Origin of the sequence: Pseudomonas sp. WJP1 (assembly GCF_028471945.1) — a bacterium.
Taxonomy (GTDB): Bacteria; Pseudomonadota; Gammaproteobacteria; order Pseudomonadales; family Pseudomonadaceae; genus Aquipseudomonas.
On the sequence record NZ_CP110128.1, the window covers coordinates 3,080,408 to 3,105,363 of the forward strand.

Below are 24,956 nucleotides of genomic sequence, written 5' to 3' on the forward strand. Positions count from 1 at the left end.
CTGCAGCATGAATGATCATCGCCAAGACTTAAACTCACCTGGCGCGTGGATGTGGGTGGGCAAGCTGGCACCTCCGCAGGCCCAACTTGAAGCCGTGCCTCGCAACGATCTGCTGGGCGCTTTGGGCCTGCATCGCAACAAGCCCTTGACGCTGGTGATCTCTGCGCCCGGGTTTGGCAAGACAACCCTGCTGGCGCAGTGGCGAACCTTCCTGATGCAACAGCAGGACACCGAACCATTGGCCTGGTTGTCCCTGGATGAAGCCGATGCGCAAACGAACCGTTTTCTGGCGTATCTGATATGGGCGCTAGAAGAGGCAGGACTGGATGTAGGCGGTTTGGCGGCGCTGGCCCAGGCCCAGGCTCTGGATGTGCGCCCGCAGCGCACGGTAGCCGCGTTGTTGCAGGTGCTTGCCAATCATGGCCGCCGCGTCACCTTGATGATCGACGACTATCATCGCGCGTCCAGCAGCGGAGTCGATGAAGTGATGCTCACGCTGCTAGAGCGCGGGAGTCAGTGGTTGCATCTGATCGTGGCCAGTCGGATGCGCCCGGCCTGGCCTCTGGCCAGGCTCAAGTCACAAGGCCTGGTCCACGAGTTGGGGCCGCGGGATCTGGCGCTCTCGCAGACAGAGGCCGCACAGATTTTTGGAACCGATCTGGGTGAACCCGCGCTTGCCAGTTTGCACGAGAAGACCGAAGGCTGGGCCGTTGCCGTGCAATTGGCGCACCACTGGCTCAGTGGCGCCCATGGTTCGGTGTTTGGATTGCAGTCGTTTTCCGGTCGCGTTACCGATGTGGCCGAGTATTTGACCGAGCAGATTTTCGAAACACTGCCTGAAGATTGCCGTGCATTTCTCCTCGAGACTTCGCTGCTGGAGCGTTTCAACGCTGAGCTGGCAGATGTCGTACGGGGACGCGAAGACAGTGCTTCGTTACTCGCGCAACTGTCTGCGTTCGAAGCCCTGTTGGTGCCTCTGGACGCCAGTCGCAGCTGGTTTCGTTATCACTTGCTATTGAGCGATTTTCTGCGCCCGCGCCTTGAGGCGGCACGGGCTCAACGCATTCATCGGGCGGCTGCGCAATGGCTGGCGGTGCAAACAGATTGGGTGCTGGCTGTCGCCCATGCATTGCGTGCCGACGATACCGCACTGGCAGTCAATCTGGTCGTGCGGGCAGGGGGTTGGGAGTTGGTGCTGCGCAAGGGAATCAGCTATGCGCAGAGCCTGTTGCAACAGTTCGACGACCGGACCCGCGGCAGTGAACCGGATCTGTTGCTGATGCAAGCCTATCTTCACGCCAAGCTGGGTAATCGGGCGTTATCGACCGAACTGCTGCGCCTGGCACAAATTGCCGTGCGTGGTGATGATCGCCTGGAGCGCGATTTTGAAGTGATCCAGGCGTTGGCGCGTGCCTATTTTGATCAATTCGGTGCCGAGCGAGACTGGCCTGGTGGTGAGGGCTGGGCAGGGAGTGCATTGGCTCAAGCCACGTTGCAATGCGTGGGGGTGATGAATTTGCTGGTGCACGCCAATCTGCCGCAAGCCCTGAGCATGGCTCGCGCGGCGCGGGTGCAGATGCGCATGGTGGCAAGTCCTCTGGGGGAGAACTATTGCCTGATCCACGAAGCACAAGTCCTGGCACTGGCCGGAGAAGTGGGCGCCTCAGCAAAAGTGATCGACGAAGCATTGGCCATGGCGCAAGACAATTTCGGCAGTGAAAGCTCGCTCAAGGCGGTGGTAGGCTGTTTCAAGGCTCAGCATCTGTATTGGCAAGGCGACTGGACCCAAGCGTTGCCCTGGACCCGCGAAGGCTGGGACTCACTTGAACACACCGATGGCTGGCTGGATGTTTTCGCCACCACCGCTGAAGTCTCCTGGCGGACCGTATTGCGTTCGCTGGGTACGCAGCCGGCACTGATCGAGCTCGAAAAGGTGGCCAGGATCGCCAAGGAGCGGCAACTCGATCGCCTGGTTCGGCTGGTTCACGCATGGCGAATCGACCTGCTGGTGCAATCGGGGCTTGTGAACCAAGCCCGTCAGGAGGCTCAGGACGCTGGCCTGGACGATGTGTGTGCCGATGACCTTGACTGGCGCAACCGGGAGGCTGTCGCACTGGCCATGGCACGGTTGCAATTGGCCGGCGGCGCCTCCGCTGCCGCGCTTGCCCGGCTTGAGCGTGATATAGATGCCCTGCAGAAAAAAGGCTTGACGCTGCCCGTTTGGCGCTTGCGCATCATGGCTTTGCTGGCGAGGCGCAAGGCCCACGGCGAGGTGACCGTCGAGGAGACCAATGCCGTGCTGGCGCCCATTCTGCGGCAAGGCATGACGGGCCTGCTGCTGGAGGCCGGGCCGGGAATCTTGCCCATGCTCGAGGCCATGCCGGACACATTCCCCGCAATGTCCGCACTGATTACCCGTTTGCGTGGATGGCGAGCCCATCCGGTTCGTCCGCGCGCGCAACTGAGTGCCAAGGAAACGCAGCTGCTGGCCTTACTGGCCGCAGGTCAATCGAACAAGACCATCGCCCAGGCGCTGGACATCTCCGAAAACACCGTGAAGTTTCATCTCAAGCAGATATTTCGCAAGCTCGAAGTCGAAAACCGCTCGGCGGCGATCAATGCCGCCCTGCGCCAAGGCCTCATCGATCCTCGCCTCTGACCAACCTACCCATCCGGGTAGGTGGTGTTCCCACCTGATCCGCACCTACCCGCCGGCAGCGTTGAAGCGTTTGCGGTGGATTCATAGCATCGATTGCAACAGCGATTCATTGCCCGAGCGGCAAGGGGTCTGAAGCACCTCCTGTTGCGAATAAAAACAATCATGCTAGGAGATACACTGTGGGTACGAACGGCAAGACCGTGCGCGTAGCGACCGACGTAGGTGGCACATTCACCGACCTGGTCTATTTCGAGACCGATCCGGTCAGTGGCAGACAGACGATTCGCACGGCAAAATCAGACACGACTCCCCCCAATTTTGAACAGGGCATTCTCAACGTACTGCGCAAGGCGGATGTGTGCCTTTCGGATGTCGACTTCCTTGCCCATGGCACCACGGTAGTGATCAACGCCCTGACCGAGCGCCGTGGTGTGCGTACGGGCCTTATCACCACCCAGGGCTTTCGCGACATTCTCGAGATCGCCCGCGCCAACCGGCCCGATTTCTTCAACCTCAAATGGGTCAAGCCGACACCGTTTGTGCCACGTCATCTGCGCCGGGAAGTTGCCGGCCGGGTCCATTGCGATGGGCAGGAGCGCGAGCCGCTGGATCTGAGCGGACTCGAGCAAATACTCGATGACTTCCGTCGCGAAGAGGTCGAGGCGGTGGCGGTTTGCCTGTTGCATGCCTACGCCAATCCCGAGCACGAGCTGGCAGTGCTCGCCGAAGTTCGCCGCCTTTGGCCGCAAGTGTCGGTCGTGGCGTCGCACCAGATCACCCGCGAATGGCGTGAATACGAGCGCACCAGCACCACCGTGCTGTCTGCCTATGTGCAACCGATTGCCGCCCGTTATCTCAGTGACCTGGAGCAGGGGCTGCGTGCCGGCGGCTACAAGGCGCCGCTGTATGTGATGCAGTCCAACTGCGGTGTGGACACGGTTGCCCATGCCCGTGAAACCCCGATCACCATGGTCGAATCCGGTCCGGCCAGCGGCTTTTGGGCCGCCGCCGAACTGGGCCGTCTGATCGATGAGCCCAATCTGCTGGCGCTGGACATCGGTGGCACCACGGCCAAATGTTCTCTGATCCGCGACGGCCAGGTAACGATCAAGACCGACTACTGGATCGAGCGTGACCGCATCAGCGCCGGCTTCCCGATCATGGTGCCGGTGGTGGACCTGGTGGAGATCGGCAACGGCGGTGGTTCCATCGCCTGGGTCGATGACTTCGACAAGCTACATGTCGGTCCGCAATCGGCGGGAGCCCAGCCGGGTCCCGCGGCCTATGGCAACGGCGGCACACAGGCGACCACCACCGATGCCAATCTGGTGCTCGGGCGCATCAACAAGGATTACTTCTGCGGCGGTGAACTTGAAGCCGACATGCCCGCTGTGGAGCGTGCGCTCGGTTCACTGGGCGAACAGTTGGGATTGTCTTGCGTGGAGGTCGCGCGCGGAATAGTGCGCATTGCCAATGACAACATGGTCAATGCGCTGAAGCTGGTGTCCCTGAATCGGGGCTATGACCCGAGGGAATTCACCCTGATCGCGTTCGGTGGCGGCGGGGCCATGCACGCGGTGGCGCTGGGTCAGGAGCTGGGTGTGCAGAAGGTGATCATCCCGCGTGGCGCTTCGGTGTTTTCGGCATGGGGCATGACCATGTCGGATTTGCGTCGGGACATGTTCGTCAACCGCTTCTTCGAATGCGCTCGTGAAGGCGCCCTGCTTGAAGCGCAGGGCTTCCTTGAGCAGATGATTGCCTCGGCGCAAGGGCAGTTCGAAGACCAGGCACTCGAGTCGAAACAGGTCGAGCTTTCGGTCCACTGCAAGCTGCGTTACCAGAACCAGGAACACTCTGTCGAGGTGCCATTGCAGGCCAGTGAAAGCATCGCCGGGCACTGGGAGGAAATTGCCCGACGCTTCCATGGCCTGTACGAGCAGCAATACAGCTATCGGCTGGACGCACCGCTGGAGATTGTCGGCTTCCATATCGTTGCCGTCGCGCAGATAGGCAAGCTCGATCTCGATGATTTGCCAGTGACCGGTGCATTGCTGGTGGCAGCGCTCAAGGGGCGTCGCCTGGTGGACTACGCCCTCGAAGGTCGACACGAAGCGTGCATCTACGACTACGCCAAACTCGAACCGGGCATGACCTTCGACGGTCCCGCAGTGATCGAAGATGCGGGAACGACGATCGTGGTGCATCCGCGTAACAGCGTGCGGGTCGATCGTCTCGGCAACCTTCACATTTCAATCGGCAACTAACGGAGCAGGGCGATGAGCAGCGTTGATATTTTTACCCTGGAAATCATCCAGAACTCCCTTCAGGCGATTGCCGATGAAATGTTCGCCGCCATGCGCAAGGCGGCCATGAGCCCGGTGATTTACGAAGTGCTCGACATGGGCACCGGTATCACCGATGCCAGAGGCAACATTGCCAGTTCGGGGGCGGGTATCCCGGCATTCGTCGGCGTGCTGGACAAGGCGGTTCGGCAAATTCTTGTGGAGCATCCGCAGGCGGGCGACATCGAGGACGGCGATCTTTTCATCACTAACGATCCGCACAGTGGCGGGGTAACCCACCTGAACGACGTGGTTCTGGCAATGCCGGTGTTCGCCGACGGCCAGATCATCGCCTGGACCGCGAATATCGCGCACTGGAACGATGTCGGTGGCATGGTGCCCGGCTCACTGTCTACCGAGGCGACCGAAATATTCCAGGAAGGCTTGCGCCTGGCCTCGGTCAAGCTGATTTCCAAAGGTCAGCCGATCCGTTCGGTGATGCAGATCCTGAAGGCAAACACACGCATGCCCGACTTCATGGAGGGCGACCTCTGGGCGGCCATTGCGGCAGCACGCAGTGGCGCCGCACGGATTGTCGAGCTGAGCAGCAAATATGGCACGCAACTGTTCCTGACGGCGGTTGAGGACTTCATGGAACTGGGTGAGAAGGTATCGCTCAAGGCCTTGCAGGGTGCGCCCCTTGGCCGTTTCAGCATGGAAGAGGTGCAAGACGACGGCCAGGTCTTCAAGGTGGTGGTCGACATCACCGAAACGCGAATGATCGTCGATCTGCGCGACAATCCGGCCCAGGCCGTTGGCCCCACCAACTTGAGTCGCGATGGCACCGTGGTCGCGGCACAAATGGCGTTCAAGGCGGTTACTGCGCCACAGGGGGTGACCAACGGCGGTACATTCCGCCCCCTGGAGGTTCTGACCCGTTCCGGCTCGTTGTTCGACGCTCAGGCCCCGGCCGCTGAAGGTTTCTACTTCGAAAACCTGATCCGCGTGCATGACCTGATTCTGCGCTGCCTTGCCCGGCACATGCCCGAACGCTTGCCGGCTGGAAACTTCGCTTCGGTCTGCGCAACCATCATCGGCGGGATGAATCCGGACACGGGACGTATGTTCACCCTGGTTGAACCTGAAATTGGCGGCTGGGGCGCTGAACAGGGTCGCGATGGCAACAATGCGGTGTATTCCGGGTTGCACGGTGAAACCTATAACTGCCCGGTGGAGGTCTGCGAGGCGCGCTACGGCTTGTACGTCGAGTGCATGGCGCTCAATGACGAACCCGGCGGTCATGGCGAGTATAGGGGCGGGCAGGGCATTCGCATCGATTATCGGGTACGTAGCGATGGCACTTTCCTGACTTGCGGGTACACCCGCTCTGTCGTCTCGCCCTGGGGGCTGGAAGGCGGTGCCGAGGGTTCACCGAACTACGTCGAGGTCATACGTACCAGTGGTGAGCGTGAGCGTCATGCCATGGCCAGTGGCGTGAACCTGAATGCAGGCGACATCATCCGCGTGCGTACCGGTGCCGGTGGTGGTTATGGCGACCCGAGGCAGCGTAGTCGTGAGGCGGTCATCGACGACCTGAAAAACGGCTACATCAGCGCCGAGACTGCCAGCACTGTCTATGGCGTGACGCCGTGAAGAGCAAGGAGTCGGCAAGCATGTTTTCCAGAAATACCTACATTCAGCGTCGCCAGGCATTGCGCGAACGGCTGGGGGGCGGCCTGGTGCTGTTGCCGGGCAATCTCGATGCGCCGATCAACTTTGCTCATAACGTATACCCGTTTCGCCAGGACTCCACGTTCGCCTATTTTTTCGGCGTAAGCCGGCCAGGGCTCAGCGCCGTCATTGATCTCGATGGCGGTGGGGAAGCCGTATTCGGTGACGAGACCCGTTTCGAAGACCGGATCTGGTTGGGCGAGGGGCAGCCGCTGGCGCAGCAATGCGCGGCGGTGGGCTGTGCAACCGTCAAGCCTTCGGCCGAATTGCAAGGCGTGGTTGAAAAGGCATTGAAACGTGGACGTACGGTGCATTTTCTGCCGCCTTATCGCGTTGAAACCACACTGTTGCTGGCACAGCTGCTGGCGTCGTCGCCGCACGAGGTTGCCGGCGCGGCCTCGCCGGTCCTGATCGCGGCAGTGGTAGCCCTGCGCGAGATCAAGGATGGCAGCGAAATAGAGCAGATCGAGCAGGCCATGGCCGTTGCCAGGGAGATGCATCTGGCCGCGATGGGCGCCACTCGCCCCGGTGTGTTGGAGTACGAGGTCGTGGCAGCCATGCGCAGCGTGCTGGGACGTCACGGATTGCAGGAAGCCTACCAGCCGGTGTTCAGCCGGCGTGGCGAGATCCTGCATAACCTCGAGCATGGCGCTCGCCTGGAAGCGGGCGACCTGGTGGTGAACGATGCGGGTGCCTCGACCCTGCTGGGTTATGCCAGCGACGTGACACGCACATTGCCCGTCGGCGGGCGCTTCCTGCCGCACCAGCGCGAGCTGTACACGCTACTGGTCCAGGTCCAGGAAGAAGCCATCGCCACCCTGCGCCCGGGTCTTGCGTTTGCCGATGTGCATCGACTGGCAGCGCAGCAAATGGTCGAGGGTATGAGCGAGCTGGGATTCTTCAAGGGAGACACGGCTCAGGTGGTGGAGTCCGGCGCCTATGCGATCTGCTTCCCCCACGGGTTGGGGCATCAGTTGGGACTGGATGTTCATGACATGGAGGCCTTGGGTGAGGATCACGTTGGCTACGACAGTGACGTCTCGCGCAGCCAGCAATTTGGTCTGTGCAACCTGCGCATGGGCAAGCGCCTGCAGCCCGGCATGGTGCTGACGGTAGAGCCTGGGATCTATTTCATCCCCGGCCTGATCGAGCAGTGGCATGCGCAAAAACGTCATGCCGGGATGATCTGTTACGAACGTTTCAAGGCCTATGCCGGGTTCGGCGGTATGCGCGTCGAAGACGTGGTCGCGATAGGCACAACGTCGGCCAGAGTGTTGGGACCACACATACCCAAGCGGGTGGGCGAAGTCGAAGCCGCCATGTCCTGAGGGAAGGCGGCCCTCCCGGACCGCCCATTGCTAAAACAACAAGAGAAAACCAGTGATGAAACTTCGCAATTTGTCGTGCTCAGGCGCGCTGTTTCCGCTCGGCCTGACGTTGGGCCTGGCTGCAACGGCGCATGCCGATCAATTCATCGGCTTTGCCCAGCCTGGCGTTCCCGGCTCATGGGCGGTCGAATCGTTTCCCGTGATCAACCGCACCGCCGAAGATGATGTGCGGGCCGGCTCCAATACAGTATTGGCGTACTTCACCGAAACCGGCTTTACCGGTACCCACCGTGACCAGTTCGAATTCTGGGTGGGTGCCGTACCCGGTTATTCCAGCACCGACGGTGGCGGCAGCGACAACGGTTGGGGCATTGCCTCGCCCAACATCGGTATCGAGTACTACTACAACGTCATTGAACCGACCAAACCCTATGCGTCTTCGGACTATGTGACCTTCTGGACCAGCCCGACGCTAATGGTCGAGTTCCCCAATGGCAATCACGATGTGGATGGTTTCGGCGCCGGTTTCAACCGTTATGCCTACAGCTTGAGCCTGGCCAACTACCTGCAGATCGGCAAGTTCGCTGTGACATTCACCCCAGCCGGCATCTACTACGCCGAGAAAGACCGCAATACCACGGACTTTGGCGAAGGCGATCCCAAGCACCTGCGCGGCGGAGTGAGCCTGTGGCTGGGCGATATCGCGGCCGGCTATCTGGTGACCGACACCCTGTGGCTCGGTGTGCACCATGTCTACAACATCAACAATCGCACGGCCTCGGACTTTGAAGAATCACGCGAAGGCAAGGTCGGTCCTTCCATGACCTACACAGGTTGGGCGAAGGAGGGCATCTACGTGTCGGCCAACCTGAACTTCGATTACTACCACACCGACAACTTGCCGTACTCCAACTCGCTGACCATGGCGTTGGTAAAGAGCTTCTAACTCTCAGAAGGAATCGAACAAATGAGCCAGTTTTCAAGCGCTGCCGAGCCGCAGGATGTTCCCGTTTCCGTACGTTGGTTGAACCCTGTCGGCAATGCCACATTCGATGAACCCATCGCGCAACTGCTGCATTCCATCAAGCAGCCTTCGACCGAGATCGAAGTGGTGTCCCTGGACATGCACCCCAGCCCCACACACCTGGAATATCGCAGCTACGAAGCACTGATTTATGAGCGCAGCGTGCGCATTGCCAGAGATTGCGCCAAGCGGGACGTCGATGCCCTGGTACTTGGCTGTTTCTACGATCCGGTGTTGGACGATGCCCGCGAGATTTCCGGTAAAACGATCGTGGTCGGTCCCTGTCAGGCCAGCCTGCAAGTGGCGGCGAATCTGGCCAACCGTTATTCGATCATCGTTGGGCGCAACAAGTGGATCGAGCAAATGAGTGCACGGGTCAGGGCCTGCGGTGCCGGTGACAGGCTGGCTTCCATGCGGCCGCTGGGAATGGGGGTCGATGAGTTCCAGAGAGACCACGCGCTGACCCGTCGACGCATCATTGAACAAGCCAGGCGTGCAGTGGAAGAGGACGGTGCCGAAGCCATCATTCTGGGCTGCACCATCGAGTTCGGCTTTTTCGAGCATGTACAAGCCGAGATCGGCGTCCCGGTCATCGACCCGGTGGTAGCGGCGTTCAAGATGGCCGAAACCCTGGCGGGCATGAAACGTCGATTCGGTTGGGCGCCTAGCCGGGTCGGTAGCTGCGAACCGCCACCGGAAGCCGAGATCGCGGCCTTCGGTCTGTTCCAGGGTCCAGTCCCGATCGGCAATCGCGTCAAGGCCTGATTCATTACCGCATGCAGGGCTTGGCCAGGGGCCGGCCCTGCCGACTAACAGGATGACCCTTCATGAGCCAACTATCGTCAGTTGTTGTTGCTGGTTCCACCCCTCAGCGGGACGCTTCGCCGTCCCGGGGGATGTCGGTGGGCCAGGTGTTCGAGAATTTCCCGTTGACCCGGGAGCATTTGAAAAGTTGTCTGGGACTGTTCTTCGTATTCGCCATCGAAGCCTGGGAGATGATGATCATCGTCTACACCGCGCCTTTGATCGGTAAGGATTTTCAGCTCGATTCACTGGCGATCGGCAACCTGATCGGCGCCATCTTCGTGGGCATGCTGATAGGTTCGCTGATATGGGGGAAGTACTCCGAGCGACTCGGGCGCAAGCGTTCGATCATCCTCAGCATGGCGTTGTATGGCGTCATTTCCCTGATCAGTGCCTTTGCACCCGATTACGCCACGTTCTACCTGTTGCGGCTACTCAGCGGTATGGCGGCCGTCGGCATGATGGTAGTGACTTTCGCCCATTTCGAGGAGCTACTGCCGGTCAAGGTTCGCGGGACCTGCACCGTGTACCTCGCTTCAGGCTGGCCAGTGGGTGTGTTGCTGGCGTTGGGCGCGACAATCTGGCTGACGCCCTTTGGCTGGCGCACCATCATCGTGGTCAGTTCGCTGGGAAGCCTCTGGGCTTTCGCCATTGCCTGGTGGGTGCCGGAGTCGCCGTACTGGCTGGCTTCGGTGGGGCGCCAGGCGCAAGCGCGCAGTGTGATCGCCAGGCTCAGCCGAGGGGCGGTACGAGTGCCTGAAGACTGTGAATTGCTGGTCGAGAAAACGTTGAAGGGGACGCATCGCGAAATATTCAGCGCAGGCATGAGTAAAATCAGCCTGTTGCAGATTGCGATCAATTTCACCTTCTCCTGGGGCTATTGGGGGTTGCAGACCTGGTTACCGACCTTGTTGCAACAGCGAGGTTTGAGTCTGCCGCAAAGCTATGGATTCATCGCCATCTCGGCCTTGTGCATGATCCCGGGGTACATGGCGGCTTCCTGGCTCACCGGCCGGCTGGGCCGCAAGCAGGTTGTGGTGTTTTTCATCGGTGCCTCGGTGTTGGCCGGGTATGGATTTGCCAATGCCCAGACGCTGGAAATGCTCTATCTGAGCAACTTTGCCCTGGCCTTTTTCAGCATGGGCGCCTGGGGCGTCTGGGACACCTGGATTGGTGAGTTGTATCCAACCCGCCTGCGCCTGCTTGGCTATAGCTGGGCAGTATTCGCCCAGCGCGTGGCGAATATCCTGGCACCGAGCTTGATTGGCGCGCTGGTGGCCTATGGCACGTCCTTCAACATGACCACGACGTTGATCAACGGCTTCATGCTGGCCAGCGTGTTGTTGGCACTGCTCATGCCGGAAACCGAAGGTGAACCGTTGCACTGATACCCGTGCGAGCAACCCGCAATGGGCACTGCCGGTGGCGGTGCCCTCTGATGATAAAGGAGGCATGAATGTCTGCCGCAGGTACTTGGAAAAACGAATACGGGTCGATCATGACGCTGCAAGAAGCAGGCGCCAACCTCATTGGCATCTACCGATCTTCGACGGGTTCGGTCGGCACCTATGAAGTCCAGGGTGTGCAGGTTGGCAATGCGGCAACTGCAGCGATGGGCCAGCCAGTGGCATTGAGCATCTCGTGGCACGCCATCGATGACGCAAGTCACGATCCGAGCTGGCACTGGAACTCCGGTTTATGCGGCCAGATCAGTCTTCAGGACGATCAGGAAGTGCTGGTTTTGGCACACAATATGGTTGCTTCCAGTGACTTCTGCGGCCTGGTCAAGGCCGGCAGTTATATCGACAAATTGACTTATAGACGAGCGCCACTGCAGGAGCCCGAGCGATCGCTACGCCGTAAAAACGAAGTGCCTGGCAATGCCTTGGCTGGGAGATGGATTAGTGCCGAAGGCGCGACACTGGAGTTGAAGGTATTCGCCGCTTGCGACAATGGCCTGGGTTATGTGTCGGGTCGCCTCGTACGGTCGACCGGCACGCTGCCCGTGGAAGGGTTTACCGACCTGCACTCAGCCCCTGTCGGCATTGCGATGCAGTCCCTTGCGCTGACGGCCGCAGGGGCTTCAGAGGTACTTGGGCTGTCGGGAGCGCTTGATGGGGCGACCGGTTGCCTGTCCTTGTTCGAAATGACGAGCGAGTCAACTGCACCCGGTAACAGCTACAGCCAGACCCGGATGGCCTCTGTGCTATTCAAACGCGAAGCACAGCATTTGAGCGAGATCGGAGCACAAACCGCCGGTGCTATGATCTGAGCGTCTATGCCTGGCCAAGAGATCGCCCATGGATCGCCTGTCCACCTTGTTTTCGCAGTTCGGCGTGCGTGCAAACCTGTTTTACAACGGCAGGTTGTGTGGCCTCGCGTCCTACGATGGCGCTGAGCGGCGTGGCTATATCCATCTGCTGCAGGCCGGTAGCGTCACCTTGCTGGGCGCCGATCGCAAGGACATGCTGCTGACGCGGCCCAGCCTGATTTTCATGCCACGCCCCAGCCGGCATCAGCTGTTTGCCGGTGAGTCCGAGGGCGCTCAACTGTTGTGTGCCTCAATGGAGTTCGAGGGCGGGGTTGATAACCCGTTGGCAGCTTCGTTACCCGATTGCCTTGTGTTGTCCCTGGATGAACTGCCCATGCTCGCCGATACCCTGAAGTGGATGTTCGGCGAGGCGGCGGGTGCGCATTGTGGCAGGGAGGCAGCGCTGGAGCGCTTGTTCGAACTGCTGGTCATCCTGTTGTTTCGGCATCTGCTTGACCATCAACAGTTGCGTACCGGAATGATGGCTGGCCTGGCCGATCCGCGGTTGGCGCGCTCACTGGTGCAGATGCACAACGCACCTGAGCGTGCCTGGTCGATTGCGCAACTGGCGAGCGAGTCGAATATGTCGCGCGCGGCTTACGCGGTGCATTTTCGGGACGTTATCGGACAGACGCCTGCCGAGTACCTGTTGAGTTGGCGGATCAGCCTGGCGCAGAAACGCCTGCGTGAAGGGCGGTCGATTACGCTGATCGCCGCCGAGGTCGGCTATGAAAGCCCTTCGGCACTGGCACGCGCGTTTCGACGCAAGACGGGCTACAGCCCGCGGGACTGGATGAAAGATCTGGCGGGGGAAGATGATGGGACAATGGCCTGAAAGCATCGAACTGCTCCAGGCCATTGCGCAGGGTCGATCATCGGTTCAACGGCTTTGCAAATCGGTCAGGGAATGGCCGGCGACAAAGATCGAGGCGGCCAGCAAGCCGATGTCTTTGAGCAGAAACTGCCCCGGTGCCACCGAAATGCCCGGAAAACCGAGGCCGGGTTCAATCACGCCGGGGGTCGAGAACATGAAGCTCAAGGTGGTGAAGAACAGTCCGGCCGACAGCGCACCGCCGATCAGTGAAAGCTTGGGTGACAGCAGGCGACCTGCAATCAGGACACCGATCGAGACCTCCAGGATGCCGAGCAGGCTGGAGAAGGTATCGACACTGAAAATCTCGTAGACCCAACCCAGGAAAGGGCTGTTACTCACCAGGGGCACCAGTCCGACGGCTTCGTAATGGGTGAACTTCATCCCGCCGAACCAGAAGTAAATGACGGCGAGCGCAAAGTAGACGCCGTAGGTGCCAAGCGCCATGGTTCTGATCCCGAGCGTTGAAGGGATCTGTACGTTGTTGGTGCTGCTATTCTCGATGCTTAAGGTTTTCATGATCAAGGCTTCCAGGAGTGGTGGGGAACACTAATCAGCAACCCTCCGCGGTGTGCGTTGGGAGTGCGGACAGTGTTGCCTTTGATGCCACGCCCGTGGCGTCAGAACGTATTGCATTCAGTGCAGATCGTCTTGACTCGGCGAGGTGAAAAACCATGAAGCCAGTTGTTTGCTACGCGACAAGCTCGACGTAGCTCGACTCCCCACCTCCAGTCGCGCCCGACAACCAACCCCATACGAAGGACAGGGTGGTTCGCCCCTCGTGATCAACGCCCACCGTGCCACGAGACCAGCCGGAAAGAATTTCACCCTCCGTGGTCAGGCAATGAAAAAGAAGCTCGATGGTATCGGGGCCTGTCACGCGGCCGACCTGGTTGCCCATGCGGATCTTGCCGCCTTGATACGTACCCCAAACGGCATCGCCCTCGACATGGTAGTGAAATACCGTGCCTGCACCGGATAACCCGTGGGTGTTGCCTGCTACGGTGAATCGGCGATCGTTCAAACGCTCGCTGACTTGAGAAAAGCTGATGTCCATAAACGTTAAATCCTTTTAGTTGAGAGGGTCCATTCCAGCGTTCGCTGCACGGCGAATCGGACGAATCATCCCTGCTTGGTAGAAAAAATCGCTGGCATCTGAAGATGTTTGTAAATGGCCATGAACCGCAGGCCGAAGGTGAAAATCAAGGCAATCCAGCCGCCAATCCAGATCGACGGGAACACGTCTCGCAACAGCACGTAGAGCGTACATCCCAACAACAGGGGCGTGGCGTAAATCTCTCGCGACATCAGCAGCGAAACGCGTCCAGCCAGCACATCCCGGGCGATACCGCCGCCGATGCTGGTCAGCACGCCCATCATCACCGCCAGGGGTGCCGCAAGCTGCAATGCCAGGACCTTTTCGGTCGCCGACAATGCGAATAGCGCAGCCGCCAAACCATCGAGATAAAGCAGCAGACGGTAGCGTCGTTGCAGTCTCTGGGTCAAAAAAAACGCCAGCAGCGCAGCGAACAAGGCGACCCAGATGTAATTGAAGTCGGCAATCCAGAAGATCGGTTGATCCAGCAGCAGATCGCGGATCGTGCCACCACCAATAGCGGTGATGATGCCGAGCACCACGGCACCGAACAGATCCACATCGGCTTTCTTGATGGCCAACACGCCGGTGATGGAAAACACCGCAATGCCCAACATTTGCTGGAAATAAAGCATTCTGAATTCCTTTCTCGCGCAAGCCGTTAATCTAAAAAAACCATATCAAACAGTTGGTTGCGATCATATATATCGGTTGATATATGGACGCATCCGGTCGCTGGCGTTTAGCTTGAAATCGCAAACCTGCACCTGGATTATCACTGAGGAAAACAAAAATGGGGCGACTGGCAGGAAAAGTAGCATTGATCACCGGCGGGGCAGGGGGCTGTGGCCTGGCTGTTTCGTTATTGTTTGCCAAAGAGGGCGCGAAGGTGGCGATCCTCGACCTTCCCACCAGCCAGGGCGAAGAGGTGGCTGCGCAAATCAACGCTGCCGGCGGCAGTGCCTGTTTCCTGGCGACGGATGTCTCCGTTGCCGATCAGGTGCATCGCGCGGTCAGGCAGGCCGAAGAGCGTTTTGGCGCGATCACTGTGCTGATGAACCATGCGGGTACGATTGCCGCCGGGCCTTTCCTGGAGACCGACGAGGCGGACTGGGATCGCCTGATGAGCATCAACGTCAAAAGCATGTTCCTCGTCACCAAGGCTGTCCTGCCGGGCATGATCGAGGCGGGCGGTGGCAGCGTGATCTGTACGTCTTCCATTTCCGGGGTGGTCGGCACACCCATGGAAGTCTTGTACTGCACCACCAAAGGGGCGTGCCATATGTTCGCACGGGCCATTTCGGTGGAGTTCCGCGATCGAAACATTCGCAGCAACGCCATCTGCCCGGGGTTTATCAGCACCGCCCATGGCAAGCGCGAACTGGACCTGCTGCGCCGTTTCGGCGTGGACGCTTCCGACGAGGCCATCGGCGCAATGCAGGGGCGCCTGTGTGAGCCTTCGGAAGTGGCATCCGCCGCATTGTTCCTGGCCAGCGATGATTCCAGCTTCGTCAACGGCACGCATCTATTCGTCGACAACGGATACACCGCACTCTAAGTCAGATGACTGACTGCCAATAATAAAACCTTGTGCAACTCAATTCTGCCAAACAATAAACTCTTAATAGCAGAGGCAGCAATGGAACATATAGGCACCTATGTCATTTACATCATCATGGTGTGCGCCGTTATTGGCGGCCTGGCATCGATCTTCAGTACAGAATCCGAACTCGCGAAGGAATTCAACGCAGGCATCAACAGCATTGGCCCGATCTTCCTGCCCGTCGCGGGCATCATGGCGGCCATTCCCTTTATTTCCAGCTTCATAAGCCAGGTCCTGGCGCCGATTTTCCTGGCGATGGGCGCGGATGCCGGCATTGCCGGGCCGATTTTCATCGCCGCCGATCTTGGCGGGTATCAGTTGGCCCATGCCCTGTCTTCAAGCCCCGAAGGCTGGATCCTGGGCCTCATTACCGGCTTCCAGTCCGGCTCTACCGTGATCTTCGTGATACCTGTCGGATTGGCGATGCTCAACAAGGCCGACCACAAGTACATGGCGTTGGGCATCATGGCGGGTTTGTTGAGCATTCCGCTCAGCATCATCATTATCGCGATGAGCATGCAGTTTCTCGGGCTGGGCGTGCGTCCCGACATTGCCACGGCGGGTGAAGCCACCCAGGCGCTGAATTTCAACCTGGGGATGCTGGTGCGCAACCTGATGCCCCTGATTCTGTTCTGTGTCGCGCTGGCGGCAGCCTTGCGCTATCTGCCCAACTTGATGGTGCAGCTGTTTCTCCGCTTGGGGCAGGTCGTGTACGGGGCGGTGACGTTGGTATTGGTGGCCTCGATCGTCGAATACTTCACCTCGTTTTTCAGCTCGGTATTCGGTACCTGGGGTTTCGCCCCCATCATTGCCGACAAGGAAGATCAATTCCGCGCGCTCGAAATCGCAGGCTATGTCGGCATCATGCTGTGCGGTGCCTTCCCGATGGTCTATCTGATCAAGCGGTTTCTTTCCCGGCCCATCGAAAAGGTGGCTTCCCTGCTGGGCCTTTCTCCTGTGGGAGCAGCCGGTCTGCTGGCGGCGTCCGCGAATATTCTGGCGATGTTCCGATTGGTCGCCGACATGCCGCCCAAGGACAAAGTGTTGGTGATCGCCTTTTCGGTGTGCGCCGCGTTCACCTTTGGTGACCATCTGGCCTATTCCGCCAACTTCCAGCCTTCGCTCATTCTTCCACTGATCATCGGCAAACTCAGTGGTGGCCTGATCGGCATGTTGCTCGCTTACTGGCTGGCGGTACCCAAGGCGCTGGAGCTTGGCGAGAAGGACATCCCGGCGCGTGGGCTCAGTGCCGCCACTGAACCGACCTGATACCAGCGGCATCCGGGCGCTCCCTGGTTGAGTTCGAACGTATCGCGCTGGTGTCTTGTCAGCTATCGTGCGCATGCATTCGAGCCACCGGGGTGGCTCGATTTCCGGAGCGCAAGCGAGCGAACATGAAAGCCTGTGACGCAAGAATGCTATCGACCCTGATAAACGCCGTGGGCACGGATCGACTGGGAGCCGCTATTGATCTGGCCCTGAGAGACTCATTGGGTTTCGATATGAGTTGCGCTTATCTCTTCCGCTTCAATCACGCGCCGATATTGATCCACAACGGCTACAACAAGTCGGTCCCCGAAAAGACGCTCAATGCCTATATTCGCGGTGGCTACCTGCTCGACCCGTTCTATGTGGCCTGTATCAACAATCACCCGGCCGGTTTATGGCGGATGAGTGACCTGGCACCCGACAGTTTCTTTTCATCGGGCTTTTCCATCTCCAAGGACCTGCATCCCTGTGTGTCTTCCGAGTACGGTACGCTGATTGAAGAAATAGGTTTCATCATTCCCGTCCAGCCACGCGTCGCGATTGTCTATTCGCTGATGCGCAACCTGAAGAATGGAGCCTTTCTGAGCACGGAAATGAAGGCGCTGGAAACCCTGGCACCGGTCATCGATTCCCTGCTGCAATTGCATTGCCGGCTCAGGCACAGCGATTTTTATGCAGGCGTTGAGAATACGGATGCGAGATCGGAGGATGCTTTCGTGCACATCCTCAAGGGGCAACTGACGGAAACCCAGCGCTACATCGCCAAACTGATCCTGCAGGGCCACAGCAGTACGTCGATCGCCGCGGCACTGAAGATATCGGAAGGCACGGTTAAAGTTCACAAGCACAACATTTACCAGCGCCTCGATATCTCCACCAACGCCGAGCTGTTTCGCCTGTTCATCGGCTATCTGACCGGGCCCCTGTGAACGCCTGTCAGGATGAACGCAAGCGCAGGATGTGCGCGCCGTCGAAGGGGTCGATGAGGTAGTGCGCGTGGACGCCGAAGGTGTCCAGCAGGCGTTGCGGGGTCAACACTTCGAGCGGCTTGCCAAGGGCCACCAGGCGGCCTTTTTCCAGCACCGCCAGACGATCGCAGGTGAGTGCCTGGTTAAGGTCGTGCAGGGCAATCACGGTGGTCACCGGCAAGGCCTGAACCACCTGCAGAATCGCCAGCTGGTGCTGGATATCCAGGTGATTGGTCGGTTCGTCCAGCAACAGGATCCGCGGGCGCTGGGCCAGGGCGCGGGCGATGTGCACGCGCTGCCGCTCGCCGCCAGAGAGGCTACGCCAGGTGCGCCGGCAAAGATGCGTGGCATCGACGTCGCGCAGGGCTTGATGGACGATCTCTTCGTCCGCTTTCGACCAAGGACTCAAGGCCGACAGCCACGGCGTTCTGCCCAGGGCCACGGCATCGAACACACTGATCGCGTCCAGGGTGTCGGCGTGCTGTTCAACCACCGCCAGGGTCTGGGCGATGGTTCGCCGTGACAGTGCCTTGAGCTCCTGGCCGTTGAGGTGGATGGCTCCCCGGCTGGGTTGGCGCACGCCGGCCAGCAGCTTGAGCAGCGTGGATTTTCCTGAGCCATTGGGCCCGACAAGGCCCAGGGTTTCGCCACGGCGAATGTCCAGGTGGATGTCGTGCAGTAATTCAGTGTCGCGGATACGGAATCCGAGGCTGGAGCAACTCAGCGAGGCTTGGTCGATAACAGGGGCAACAGCATTCATCGGGCATTCCTCCGACCGACCAGGATCAGCGCGAACACCGGCGCGCCGACCAATGCGGTAATCACACCGACCGGAATCACCTGGCCCTTGATCAACGTGCGCGAGAGCACATCGGCGGCCACCAGGAACACCGCACCGCCCAGCGCACTGGCCGGCAGCAGGCGCGTATGCCGAGTGCCCAGCAACAGCCTGGCGGCGTGGGGAATGACCAGCCCGACGAAACCGATGGAGCCGACAATCGACACCATGACCGCCGTCACCAGGGCGGCACAGCTGATCAACAGAAATTGCACAGGCCGTACCGCAATGCCGAGCGAGGCCGCGGAGTCGGCGCCAAAGGTGAAGGCATCCAGTGCACGGCGGTGCCACAGGCACACCGCAAGGCCGGCTATTGCAACCGGTACGGCCAGCCACACCGAGGGCCAGCGCACGCCGCTGAGATTACCGAGCAACCAGAACATGATGCCGCGCGCCTGTTCGGAGCTGGCCGACTTGGTGATCAGGAACGCGGTGAGCGCATTGAACAGCTGCGACCCGGCGATCCCCGCCAGGATGATCTGGCTGGTGCTGCCAGGCGAACCGCTGGCACGGCCCAGCAACACAACCACGGCGAAAGCGGCGACGGCACCGGCAAAGGCCCCGACCGACATCGAAATCGCCCCGGCCCCCAAACCCAGCAACGCCACCAGCACCGCACCCGTTGAGGCCCCCGCGGAAATACCGAGCAGGTAGGGATCGGCCAACGGATTGCGCAGCAGCGATTGCAGGATCACCCCGCAGGTCGCCAGGCCCGCCCCGCACGCTGCCGCCACCAGCGCGCGAGTCAGGCGGTAGTTCCAGACGATGCCTTCGTCGATGGGATCGAGGGCATACCCGGCCGCCCACAGTTTGTTGGCCAGCACCTGGAACACCACACCGGGTTCGATGGGCGTTTCACCGATGGCCACACCGGCAATCACGACCACAAGCAGCATCGCCAGCGCCAGCAGAGCGCGAATCAGGGTCGCGGTCATTTTGGCAGGTCGTAGCGGTTGATGGCCGTTGCCAGTGTTTCGAGACCGTCGAAGATTCTCACGCTGGCCTGCATGGCCATGGCGTCGAGAATGATGATGCGGTTGTTTTTCACGGCGTCCATGTTGCGGGTCACGGGATCGCTGCGCAGGAAATTCAGCTTCTTTTCATAGTCGTCAGCCGGGAAACGACGGCGATCCATGCGGGCGATGACCAGGAACGTCGGGTTGGCCTTGGCGATGGTTTCCCAGCCAACCGTTGGCCACTCTTCGTCGGACTCCACTACATTGCGCACGCCCAAGGTGCCCAGCATGAAGTCGGGAATGCCCTTGTGCCCGGCGACGTAGGGATCGATATCCAGGCTGGCACTGGAAAACCAGACCAGCGCGCTGGTGTGCGTGAGGTCTTTGTCCTGCACCGCGGCAATGGATTTGGCCAGGCTGGCCTGCAGTTGCGCGTTCAGTTGCTGCCCGCGGGCCTGCACATCAAAAATCTCGGCCAGCTGGGTGATGCTTTTGTAGAGGCTGTCAATGCGGAACGGCTGCAGGCGGGTGCCGTCGGCGCCCACCAGGTTGTCCTTGGACTCGCAGTCCGAGGGCATGAGATAGGTTGGAATCTGCAGTTCGTGAAACTGCTCGCGGGTAGCGACGGCACCTTGCGGGCCGACCATCCACTCAAGCTCGACGGCGACCAGCTCCGGGCGTTTGCCGATCACCGACTCGAAACTCGGCTCGTTATCGGCCAGGCGTTCGATCCTGTCGTTTTGCCCCTTGTACTTGCCCAACACGTCATTGAACCACAGCGAAGTACCGACCAGTTTGTCACCGAGTCCCAGGGCGAAGAGCATTTCAGTGCCGGCCTGGCCGATCGTCACAGCACGCGCAGGGGCGTGGGCGAACGTCAGCGTGCTGCCGCAATTCTCGATCGTCAGCGGGTAATGGGTAGGGGAGGCGTAGGCGAGGGCAGAAAGACCCAAACCTGTGACGAGGGCGAAAAAGCGCGGCAGCAGCATGATGCAATCTCCATTTGAACCGTACACGCAGCGAGGGTGCAAGGTCTGGAAAACACATCATCGAGCGCTGCTGAAAAAGCAGCGCAAGGCCGGTCACTTGAGTGACGCGCGCGCAAGGATGTCCTTCCCGGACACCCCGCCGGTTAGTGATTGTTGCGGCCGGCAGGTCTCCTGACTGATGCGTCATGGCATGCTCCAGCCTTCCCGGGAATCGATCCCAGTGGCAGTTCAGGAGCAGGCTCGGCACCTACAGTTGCGGGGGCAGTTCCGTTTGATGCGATGGCAGCATCTCGGATTCCCTATTATTCCCATTTGGGAACCGGCGGCGGCATGGTAGTCGATCATGCCGCCCGAGGCGAACCCATCGCCTGATCAGAAGTATTTGAGCCAGCCGATATCGCGACGACGGGCCTTCAATGCAGCGAACCAGCGCACCGGTAGATACAGCATTGCCGCAAGGAGCACGGCCGTCAGCCACACGGCCCCTATGCCGTCGAAGCCGAAGTAGTCGCCCTGGTTCAGGCCGAACAACGCCACGCTCAGCACATACAGCATTTTCAGCACATACAGATGGAGCAGGTAGAAGAACATCGGTGCTGCGCCAAATACCGCCAGGATGCTGATCCACTGGCGTTGCCGGGCCCGCTCGAAGCCAAGCAGCAGCAACAGCCCCACACCCAGCGTCAGGCACAAAAACAGCAGGGAAGGTGGGTATTTGGTGATGTTGAACACGCTCATGAGGGTGTGGGTGGTGCTTTCATGCACCACCCACTGCGCCTCGCCATAACCGTTGACCAGGCGCAGGGCGATGAAGCCGATCAATGCGCCGGCCCCGGCCAGCAACAGGTAGCGCTGGCGCACGGGGGCGGAGGTTGAGCGTGCGAACCAGGGGCCGATGCCGTAACCCAGGGCGATGACCCCGATCCACGGCAGCACGGGGTAGGAGGTACGCAAACGCAAGTGCTCGCAGAATTCGATCCAGCCGCGATCATGCAAAATCGCCCAAGGCAGGTGCAGCGCCGATCCGGGCAGGAAGTGCAGGGGATCGAGCAGGTTGTGCCCGCCGACTATGGCCAGGCCCAGGACACAGAGGATGGGCAGAGGCAGCCAGACCAATACGGCGAGGGCAATCATGCTGACGCCAATCGCCCAGATCACCTGCAGGTAGATCACAGTGGGCGGGAACTGGAAGGTCCAGGCGAAATTCACCAGGGTGAACTCCAGCACAACCAGGAACAGGCCACGCTTGAACAGGAACATCGACGGCTTGCCCTGGTGCTTTTCACCGTACAGGAAGGCTGACAGGCCAGTGAGAAGAACGAACACCGGCGCACAGAGATGGGCGAGCGTGCGGCTGAAAAACAACGTCGGCTCGGTGCTGTCGATGAGCATCGGGTCGGTGACCTGGCGGTGCAGGAAGAACGTTTCGCGCACGTGATCCAGCAGCATGAAAATGATCACCAGGCCCCTGAGGGCATCGATGGACATCAGGCGTTGGCTCAGGCTGGTGATGGGCGGGATCTGAACAAGGTTTGTCATTGAGAGTCGCAGGCAGGGGGTGGGTCACGCTGTCGGGTAACAATTAACAGCTAGCGCGTTGATATAACGTAACATACAGTGCCGACTTGTGGGCGTTTTTACTACGGATGTTGCGGTGCCTGTCTAGTGCTGACATCGAGCGCTTTGCCGACGTTGCCAGCTTCGCCTCGTATGCCTGACGCGTAAAGTGACACGTGTTGGACACACTGGTGGAGTCAACGTTTCTGTGGGGCAGTTAACTGCCAGGGCAGTGCTTGTTTCTGTATCACCACCGCTTGATCCACATGGGGGTCAGGTACGATTCGGTCTTAGCCAATGAAGCGAAACCCTGCAGTTAAAAGCTAAGGGCGAGTTTGCTCTTGGGCTTGACTTAAAATCGGCTAATGGGTGTCCCTTTTGTTCCGCCGTTTAGCTATGTTCCTTCTCTCAGTGTTTTTATTCTTGCTGCCACTTCTTTTAATATTTTATTTGCTTCGATTACGTCGCCTTCCCACTCTGTTAGCAATGAATGGTTGCTGCCGTATTTAAAGTTGCGGATTGTTTTTGAGGTTTTCCCACGGCCGGCTATTTTTTTTAGTTCTCGATAGGCGAGATCAGGATATCCAAATTGGTTCACTGTCGTGTCAAGAACTCGTTTTCTAGCTTGATCAAAAAAATTGAAGCTTTTGTTCTTCGGTATCGATATTGAGTCATAATTATAATTAATTTCGGCGTGCATTTCACGCAGTATGGTGTTTTGTTCGGCGTGAGCTGTTTTAGCTTCTCTTGCGTAGTCATCTAGCTTCATGGTGCTTTTGCTGATATCAAATGAATTTCCCCAGGGTTCGGCTGGTATCGATTCGGTAGGTATATGTTTCTGTACAATTTTGAGGGGCTGTTTCCCTCTGTATCGAAGTACCGTAGGTACGAGTCCGGTGATATCAATGCCATGCCCCGTTGGATCAGTCTGATTCACTGGATCGCCCAAGCAATACGCATACGCATTCAACCCGCCTTTACCGAACGGACTCCAGCTGTCCGGGCTGTTGAATCGCATCAACACCGGATTGTACGCTCTGTAACCATTCCCCAATAAGTAGTGCCTCGTTACCGGATCTGGCCGTTCGCCATTGAATCCCAGCAGACTCCGCAAGCCACTTTCGAACGGACTGTGGCCGTAAGGTGAGTAGTTGGAGGGTTGCGGCTGACAATCGCTCTTGAGCGTGTTCAACACCGAACGCTCTTGCCCGGTTGCCAACAGAGCAGTGCCAATCAAATCACCCTCGCTTTGCCGTTGTGCCAACAGTTGGCCATCGTTCTGGATTATTGAAAGGTACAGCACCCCCTGAATCTCGGTCGCCAAGCGGCTTCTGCAATAAAAGCGCTGGCGCTCAGCGGTATCCGTGACGGTGTGGCCGGTCAGCTGATCCAGAGGGTCATAGCGGTACTGGCAGAGCAGGATATGCGGGAGTTGTGGCATGGGAGCGCTCCGAATGGTTAGTACACTTGCCCCCCGAAGTATTAACTGTTTCCTTACGCAGTAGAACTATCAGAACTGCTAGTGTTCCGTCTCATAAATATTACTTGTGGCTGACTGCCTATTGCTCTGATAGACGGAAAAGAGGTGGAAAAACCAGGGTAACAGAGCTTCCCGTCTCTGCCTGTTCAATCTGTTCCGCCTCTTGCAGGCAGGGGGGCAACGAAGGCCATACAGGTCGCAAGCATGTGCACTGCCAGGGCCAGGGGCGCAATGCCAGAGGCGCGCGCGGCGTAACGGAGTTGGGTGAACACGGGAGGATTGGGGCGGACATGCGCACTCATATTGCGGGTCAGGTTGACGCGCTCTAGAACCACAGCCGAACACCGAGTACCAGGCGTGTGTCGCTGCGATCCTCGCCGTCTTCGTTGGCATAGTCGGCGGTTTTGCCATAGGCGCGGTTCCAGGTCACGCCGATGTAAGGCGCAAATTCCCGGCGGATTTCATAGCGCAGGCGCAGGCCCGCTTCGCTGCTGGACAGGCCGGAACCGATGCCTCGTTGCGGGTCGTCTTTGCTATAGAAATCAAGTTCGGCGGTTGGCTGCAGGATGAGTCGGTTGGTCAGCAGGATGTCGTACTCGCCTTTCAGTCGCGCGGCCGCTTGGCCACCTTCACCGATGAAGGCCGTTGCTTCGGATTCGAAGTTGTACAAGGCCATGCCTTGCACGCCGAACGCCGCCCAGGTTTGCGGGTCGCCGGGTTTGAAGTCCTGGCGAATGCCGGTTACCACGTCCCACCACGGGGAGATGGCGTGGCCCCAGAGGGCCTGGACTTGCGCCTCTTCGGTCTTGCCGTTGGTGCGTTCGCCTTCGGAACGCAGCCACAGGCGGTCGATGTCTCCTCCGATCCAGCCCGAGATATCCCAGGCCAGGGCGCTGCCGTTATTAGCGTCCTGCCATTCGAGTTTGTCGGCAAGCCAGTAATGGTTGAGCGTGGAGTCATGGACCTCATGGCCATCGGGGCTGACGAATACGGCGGCGCGGTCGGCATCGGTCAACGCCGGGATCGGCGTGCGGCTTTCGGTGGGCGCAGCAGGCAGCATCTGGCTGTGATCCATGCCCTGCATCTGACTGTGATCCATGTTGTGCATGCCTTCGGTGGCGGCTAATGCCGACGAGGGCGCCAGGTTCGCGGTCACGAGTGCCAACGCGCCAAGTGTGAGTCTGGTCATG

Annotated in this window: 21 protein-coding genes and 1 riboswitch; of the genes, 12 read left to right on the forward strand and 9 right to left on the reverse strand. The window is 59.4% G+C overall.

What is annotated here, in order from left to right:
• The first annotated feature begins 7 nt into the window (after window positions 1-7).
• The 9 genes from OH720_RS13990 (at window position 8) to OH720_RS14030 (ending at window position 12,974) form a co-directional block, all read left to right on the forward strand.
• Window positions 8-2,659, forward strand: a complete 2,652-nt coding sequence (locus OH720_RS13990; RefSeq protein ID WP_272606101.1) for a LuxR C-terminal-related transcriptional regulator — start codon at window positions 8-10, stop codon at window positions 2,657-2,659.
• A gap of 179 nt (window positions 2,660-2,838) precedes the next feature.
• The gene (locus OH720_RS13995) at window positions 2,839-4,923 is read left to right on the forward strand and encodes a hydantoinase/oxoprolinase family protein (RefSeq protein ID WP_272606102.1); all 2,085 of its coding nucleotides are present in this window, start codon (window positions 2,839-2,841) and stop codon (window positions 4,921-4,923) included.
• Between the two features lie 12 nt (window positions 4,924-4,935).
• Window positions 4,936-6,594, forward strand: a complete 1,659-nt coding sequence (locus OH720_RS14000) for a hydantoinase B/oxoprolinase family protein (protein ID WP_272606103.1) — start codon at window positions 4,936-4,938, stop codon at window positions 6,592-6,594.
• Window positions 6,595-6,614: 20 nt separating this feature from the next.
• The gene (locus tag OH720_RS14005; RefSeq protein ID WP_272606104.1) at window positions 6,615-8,000 is read left to right on the forward strand and encodes an aminopeptidase P family protein; all 1,386 of its coding nucleotides are present in this window, start codon (window positions 6,615-6,617) and stop codon (window positions 7,998-8,000) included.
• A gap of 55 nt (window positions 8,001-8,055) precedes the next feature.
• The gene (locus OH720_RS14010) at window positions 8,056-8,946 is read left to right on the forward strand and encodes a hypothetical protein (protein ID WP_272606105.1); all 891 of its coding nucleotides are present in this window, start codon (window positions 8,056-8,058) and stop codon (window positions 8,944-8,946) included.
• Window positions 8,947-8,967: 21 nt separating this feature from the next.
• Window positions 8,968-9,789: an aspartate/glutamate racemase family protein gene (locus tag OH720_RS14015; protein ID WP_272606106.1), complete on the forward strand. Its 822-nt coding sequence runs from the start codon at window positions 8,968-8,970 to the stop codon at window positions 9,787-9,789.
• Between the two features lie 62 nt (window positions 9,790-9,851).
• Window positions 9,852-11,216: an MFS transporter gene (locus OH720_RS14020; RefSeq protein ID WP_272606107.1), complete on the forward strand. Its 1,365-nt coding sequence runs from the start codon at window positions 9,852-9,854 to the stop codon at window positions 11,214-11,216.
• 68 nt (window positions 11,217-11,284) lie between these two features.
• Complete coding sequence (locus tag OH720_RS14025) at window positions 11,285-12,100, forward strand: avidin/streptavidin family protein (RefSeq protein ID WP_272606108.1); 816 nt, start codon at window positions 11,285-11,287, stop codon at window positions 12,098-12,100.
• A 28-nt stretch (window positions 12,101-12,128) separates the two neighbouring features.
• On the forward strand, window positions 12,129-12,974 hold the full coding sequence (locus OH720_RS14030) for an AraC family transcriptional regulator (protein ID WP_272606109.1): 846 nt from the start codon (window positions 12,129-12,131) through the stop codon (window positions 12,972-12,974).
• A gap of 45 nt (window positions 12,975-13,019) precedes the next feature.
• On the opposite strand, the gene OH720_RS14035 is transcribed toward OH720_RS14030, so the two are convergent.
• From OH720_RS14035 to OH720_RS14045, 3 genes are all read right to left on the reverse strand, one after another.
• Window positions 13,020-13,529 carry a YkgB family protein gene (locus OH720_RS14035; RefSeq protein WP_272606110.1) on the reverse strand — a complete coding sequence of 170 codons (510 nt, stop codon included), beginning with the start codon at window positions 13,527-13,529 and terminating at the stop codon, window positions 13,020-13,022.
• A 172-nt stretch (window positions 13,530-13,701) separates the two neighbouring features.
• Complete coding sequence (locus tag OH720_RS14040) at window positions 13,702-14,067, reverse strand: hypothetical protein (protein ID WP_272606111.1); 366 nt, start codon at window positions 14,065-14,067, stop codon at window positions 13,702-13,704.
• 65 nt (window positions 14,068-14,132) lie between these two features.
• Window positions 14,133-14,741, reverse strand: coding sequence for a trimeric intracellular cation channel family protein (locus OH720_RS14045; protein WP_272606112.1), 609 nt, complete (start codon window positions 14,739-14,741; stop codon window positions 14,133-14,135).
• Window positions 14,742-14,899: 158 nt separating this feature from the next.
• Here OH720_RS14045 and OH720_RS14050 point away from each other — a divergent pair, with 158 nt between their 5' ends.
• From OH720_RS14050 to OH720_RS14060, 3 genes are all read left to right on the forward strand, one after another.
• Window positions 14,900-15,664 (forward strand): SDR family NAD(P)-dependent oxidoreductase, encoded by a 765-nt coding sequence (locus OH720_RS14050; protein ID WP_272606113.1) that lies wholly within the window; start codon window positions 14,900-14,902, stop codon window positions 15,662-15,664.
• An 81-nt stretch (window positions 15,665-15,745) separates the two neighbouring features.
• Entirely contained in the window at window positions 15,746-16,978 is a 1,233-nt protein-coding gene (gene eutH / locus OH720_RS14055; protein WP_272606114.1) for an ethanolamine utilization protein EutH, read from the forward strand.
• Between the two features lie 125 nt (window positions 16,979-17,103).
• Window positions 17,104-17,907 carry a helix-turn-helix domain-containing protein gene (locus OH720_RS14060; RefSeq protein ID WP_272606448.1) on the forward strand — a complete coding sequence of 268 codons (804 nt, stop codon included), beginning with the start codon at window positions 17,104-17,106 and terminating at the stop codon, window positions 17,905-17,907.
• Between the two features lie 7 nt (window positions 17,908-17,914).
• Here the strand turns inward: OH720_RS14060 and OH720_RS14065 are convergent, their stop codons facing one another.
• The 6 genes from OH720_RS14065 to OH720_RS14090 form a co-directional block, all read right to left on the reverse strand.
• Window positions 17,915-18,706, reverse strand: a complete 792-nt coding sequence (locus OH720_RS14065) for an ABC transporter ATP-binding protein (protein ID WP_272606115.1) — start codon at window positions 18,704-18,706, stop codon at window positions 17,915-17,917.
• Window positions 18,703-19,707, reverse strand: a complete 1,005-nt coding sequence (locus OH720_RS14070) for a FecCD family ABC transporter permease (RefSeq protein WP_272606449.1) — start codon at window positions 19,705-19,707, stop codon at window positions 18,703-18,705. The genes OH720_RS14065 and OH720_RS14070 overlap by 4 nt, the downstream gene beginning before the upstream one ends.
• A gap of 8 nt (window positions 19,708-19,715) precedes the next feature.
• Window positions 19,716-20,729: an ABC transporter substrate-binding protein gene (locus OH720_RS14075; RefSeq protein WP_272606116.1), complete on the reverse strand. Its 1,014-nt coding sequence runs from the start codon at window positions 20,727-20,729 to the stop codon at window positions 19,716-19,718.
• Window positions 20,730-20,873: 144 nt separating this feature from the next.
• Window positions 20,874-21,068, reverse strand: a riboswitch (cobalamin riboswitch).
• 33 nt (window positions 21,069-21,101) lie between these two features.
• The gene (locus OH720_RS14080) at window positions 21,102-22,268 is read right to left on the reverse strand and encodes a DUF1624 domain-containing protein (protein WP_272606117.1); all 1,167 of its coding nucleotides are present in this window, start codon (window positions 22,266-22,268) and stop codon (window positions 21,102-21,104) included.
• A 412-nt stretch (window positions 22,269-22,680) separates the two neighbouring features.
• On the reverse strand, window positions 22,681-23,727 hold the full coding sequence (locus OH720_RS14085) for an RHS repeat-associated core domain-containing protein (RefSeq protein WP_272606118.1): 1,047 nt from the start codon (window positions 23,725-23,727) through the stop codon (window positions 22,681-22,683).
• A gap of 364 nt (window positions 23,728-24,091) precedes the next feature.
• Window positions 24,092-24,955 (reverse strand): copper resistance protein B, encoded by an 864-nt coding sequence (locus tag OH720_RS14090; protein ID WP_272606119.1) that lies wholly within the window; start codon window positions 24,953-24,955, stop codon window positions 24,092-24,094.
• Between the last annotated feature and the right edge of the window lies 1 nt (window position 24,956).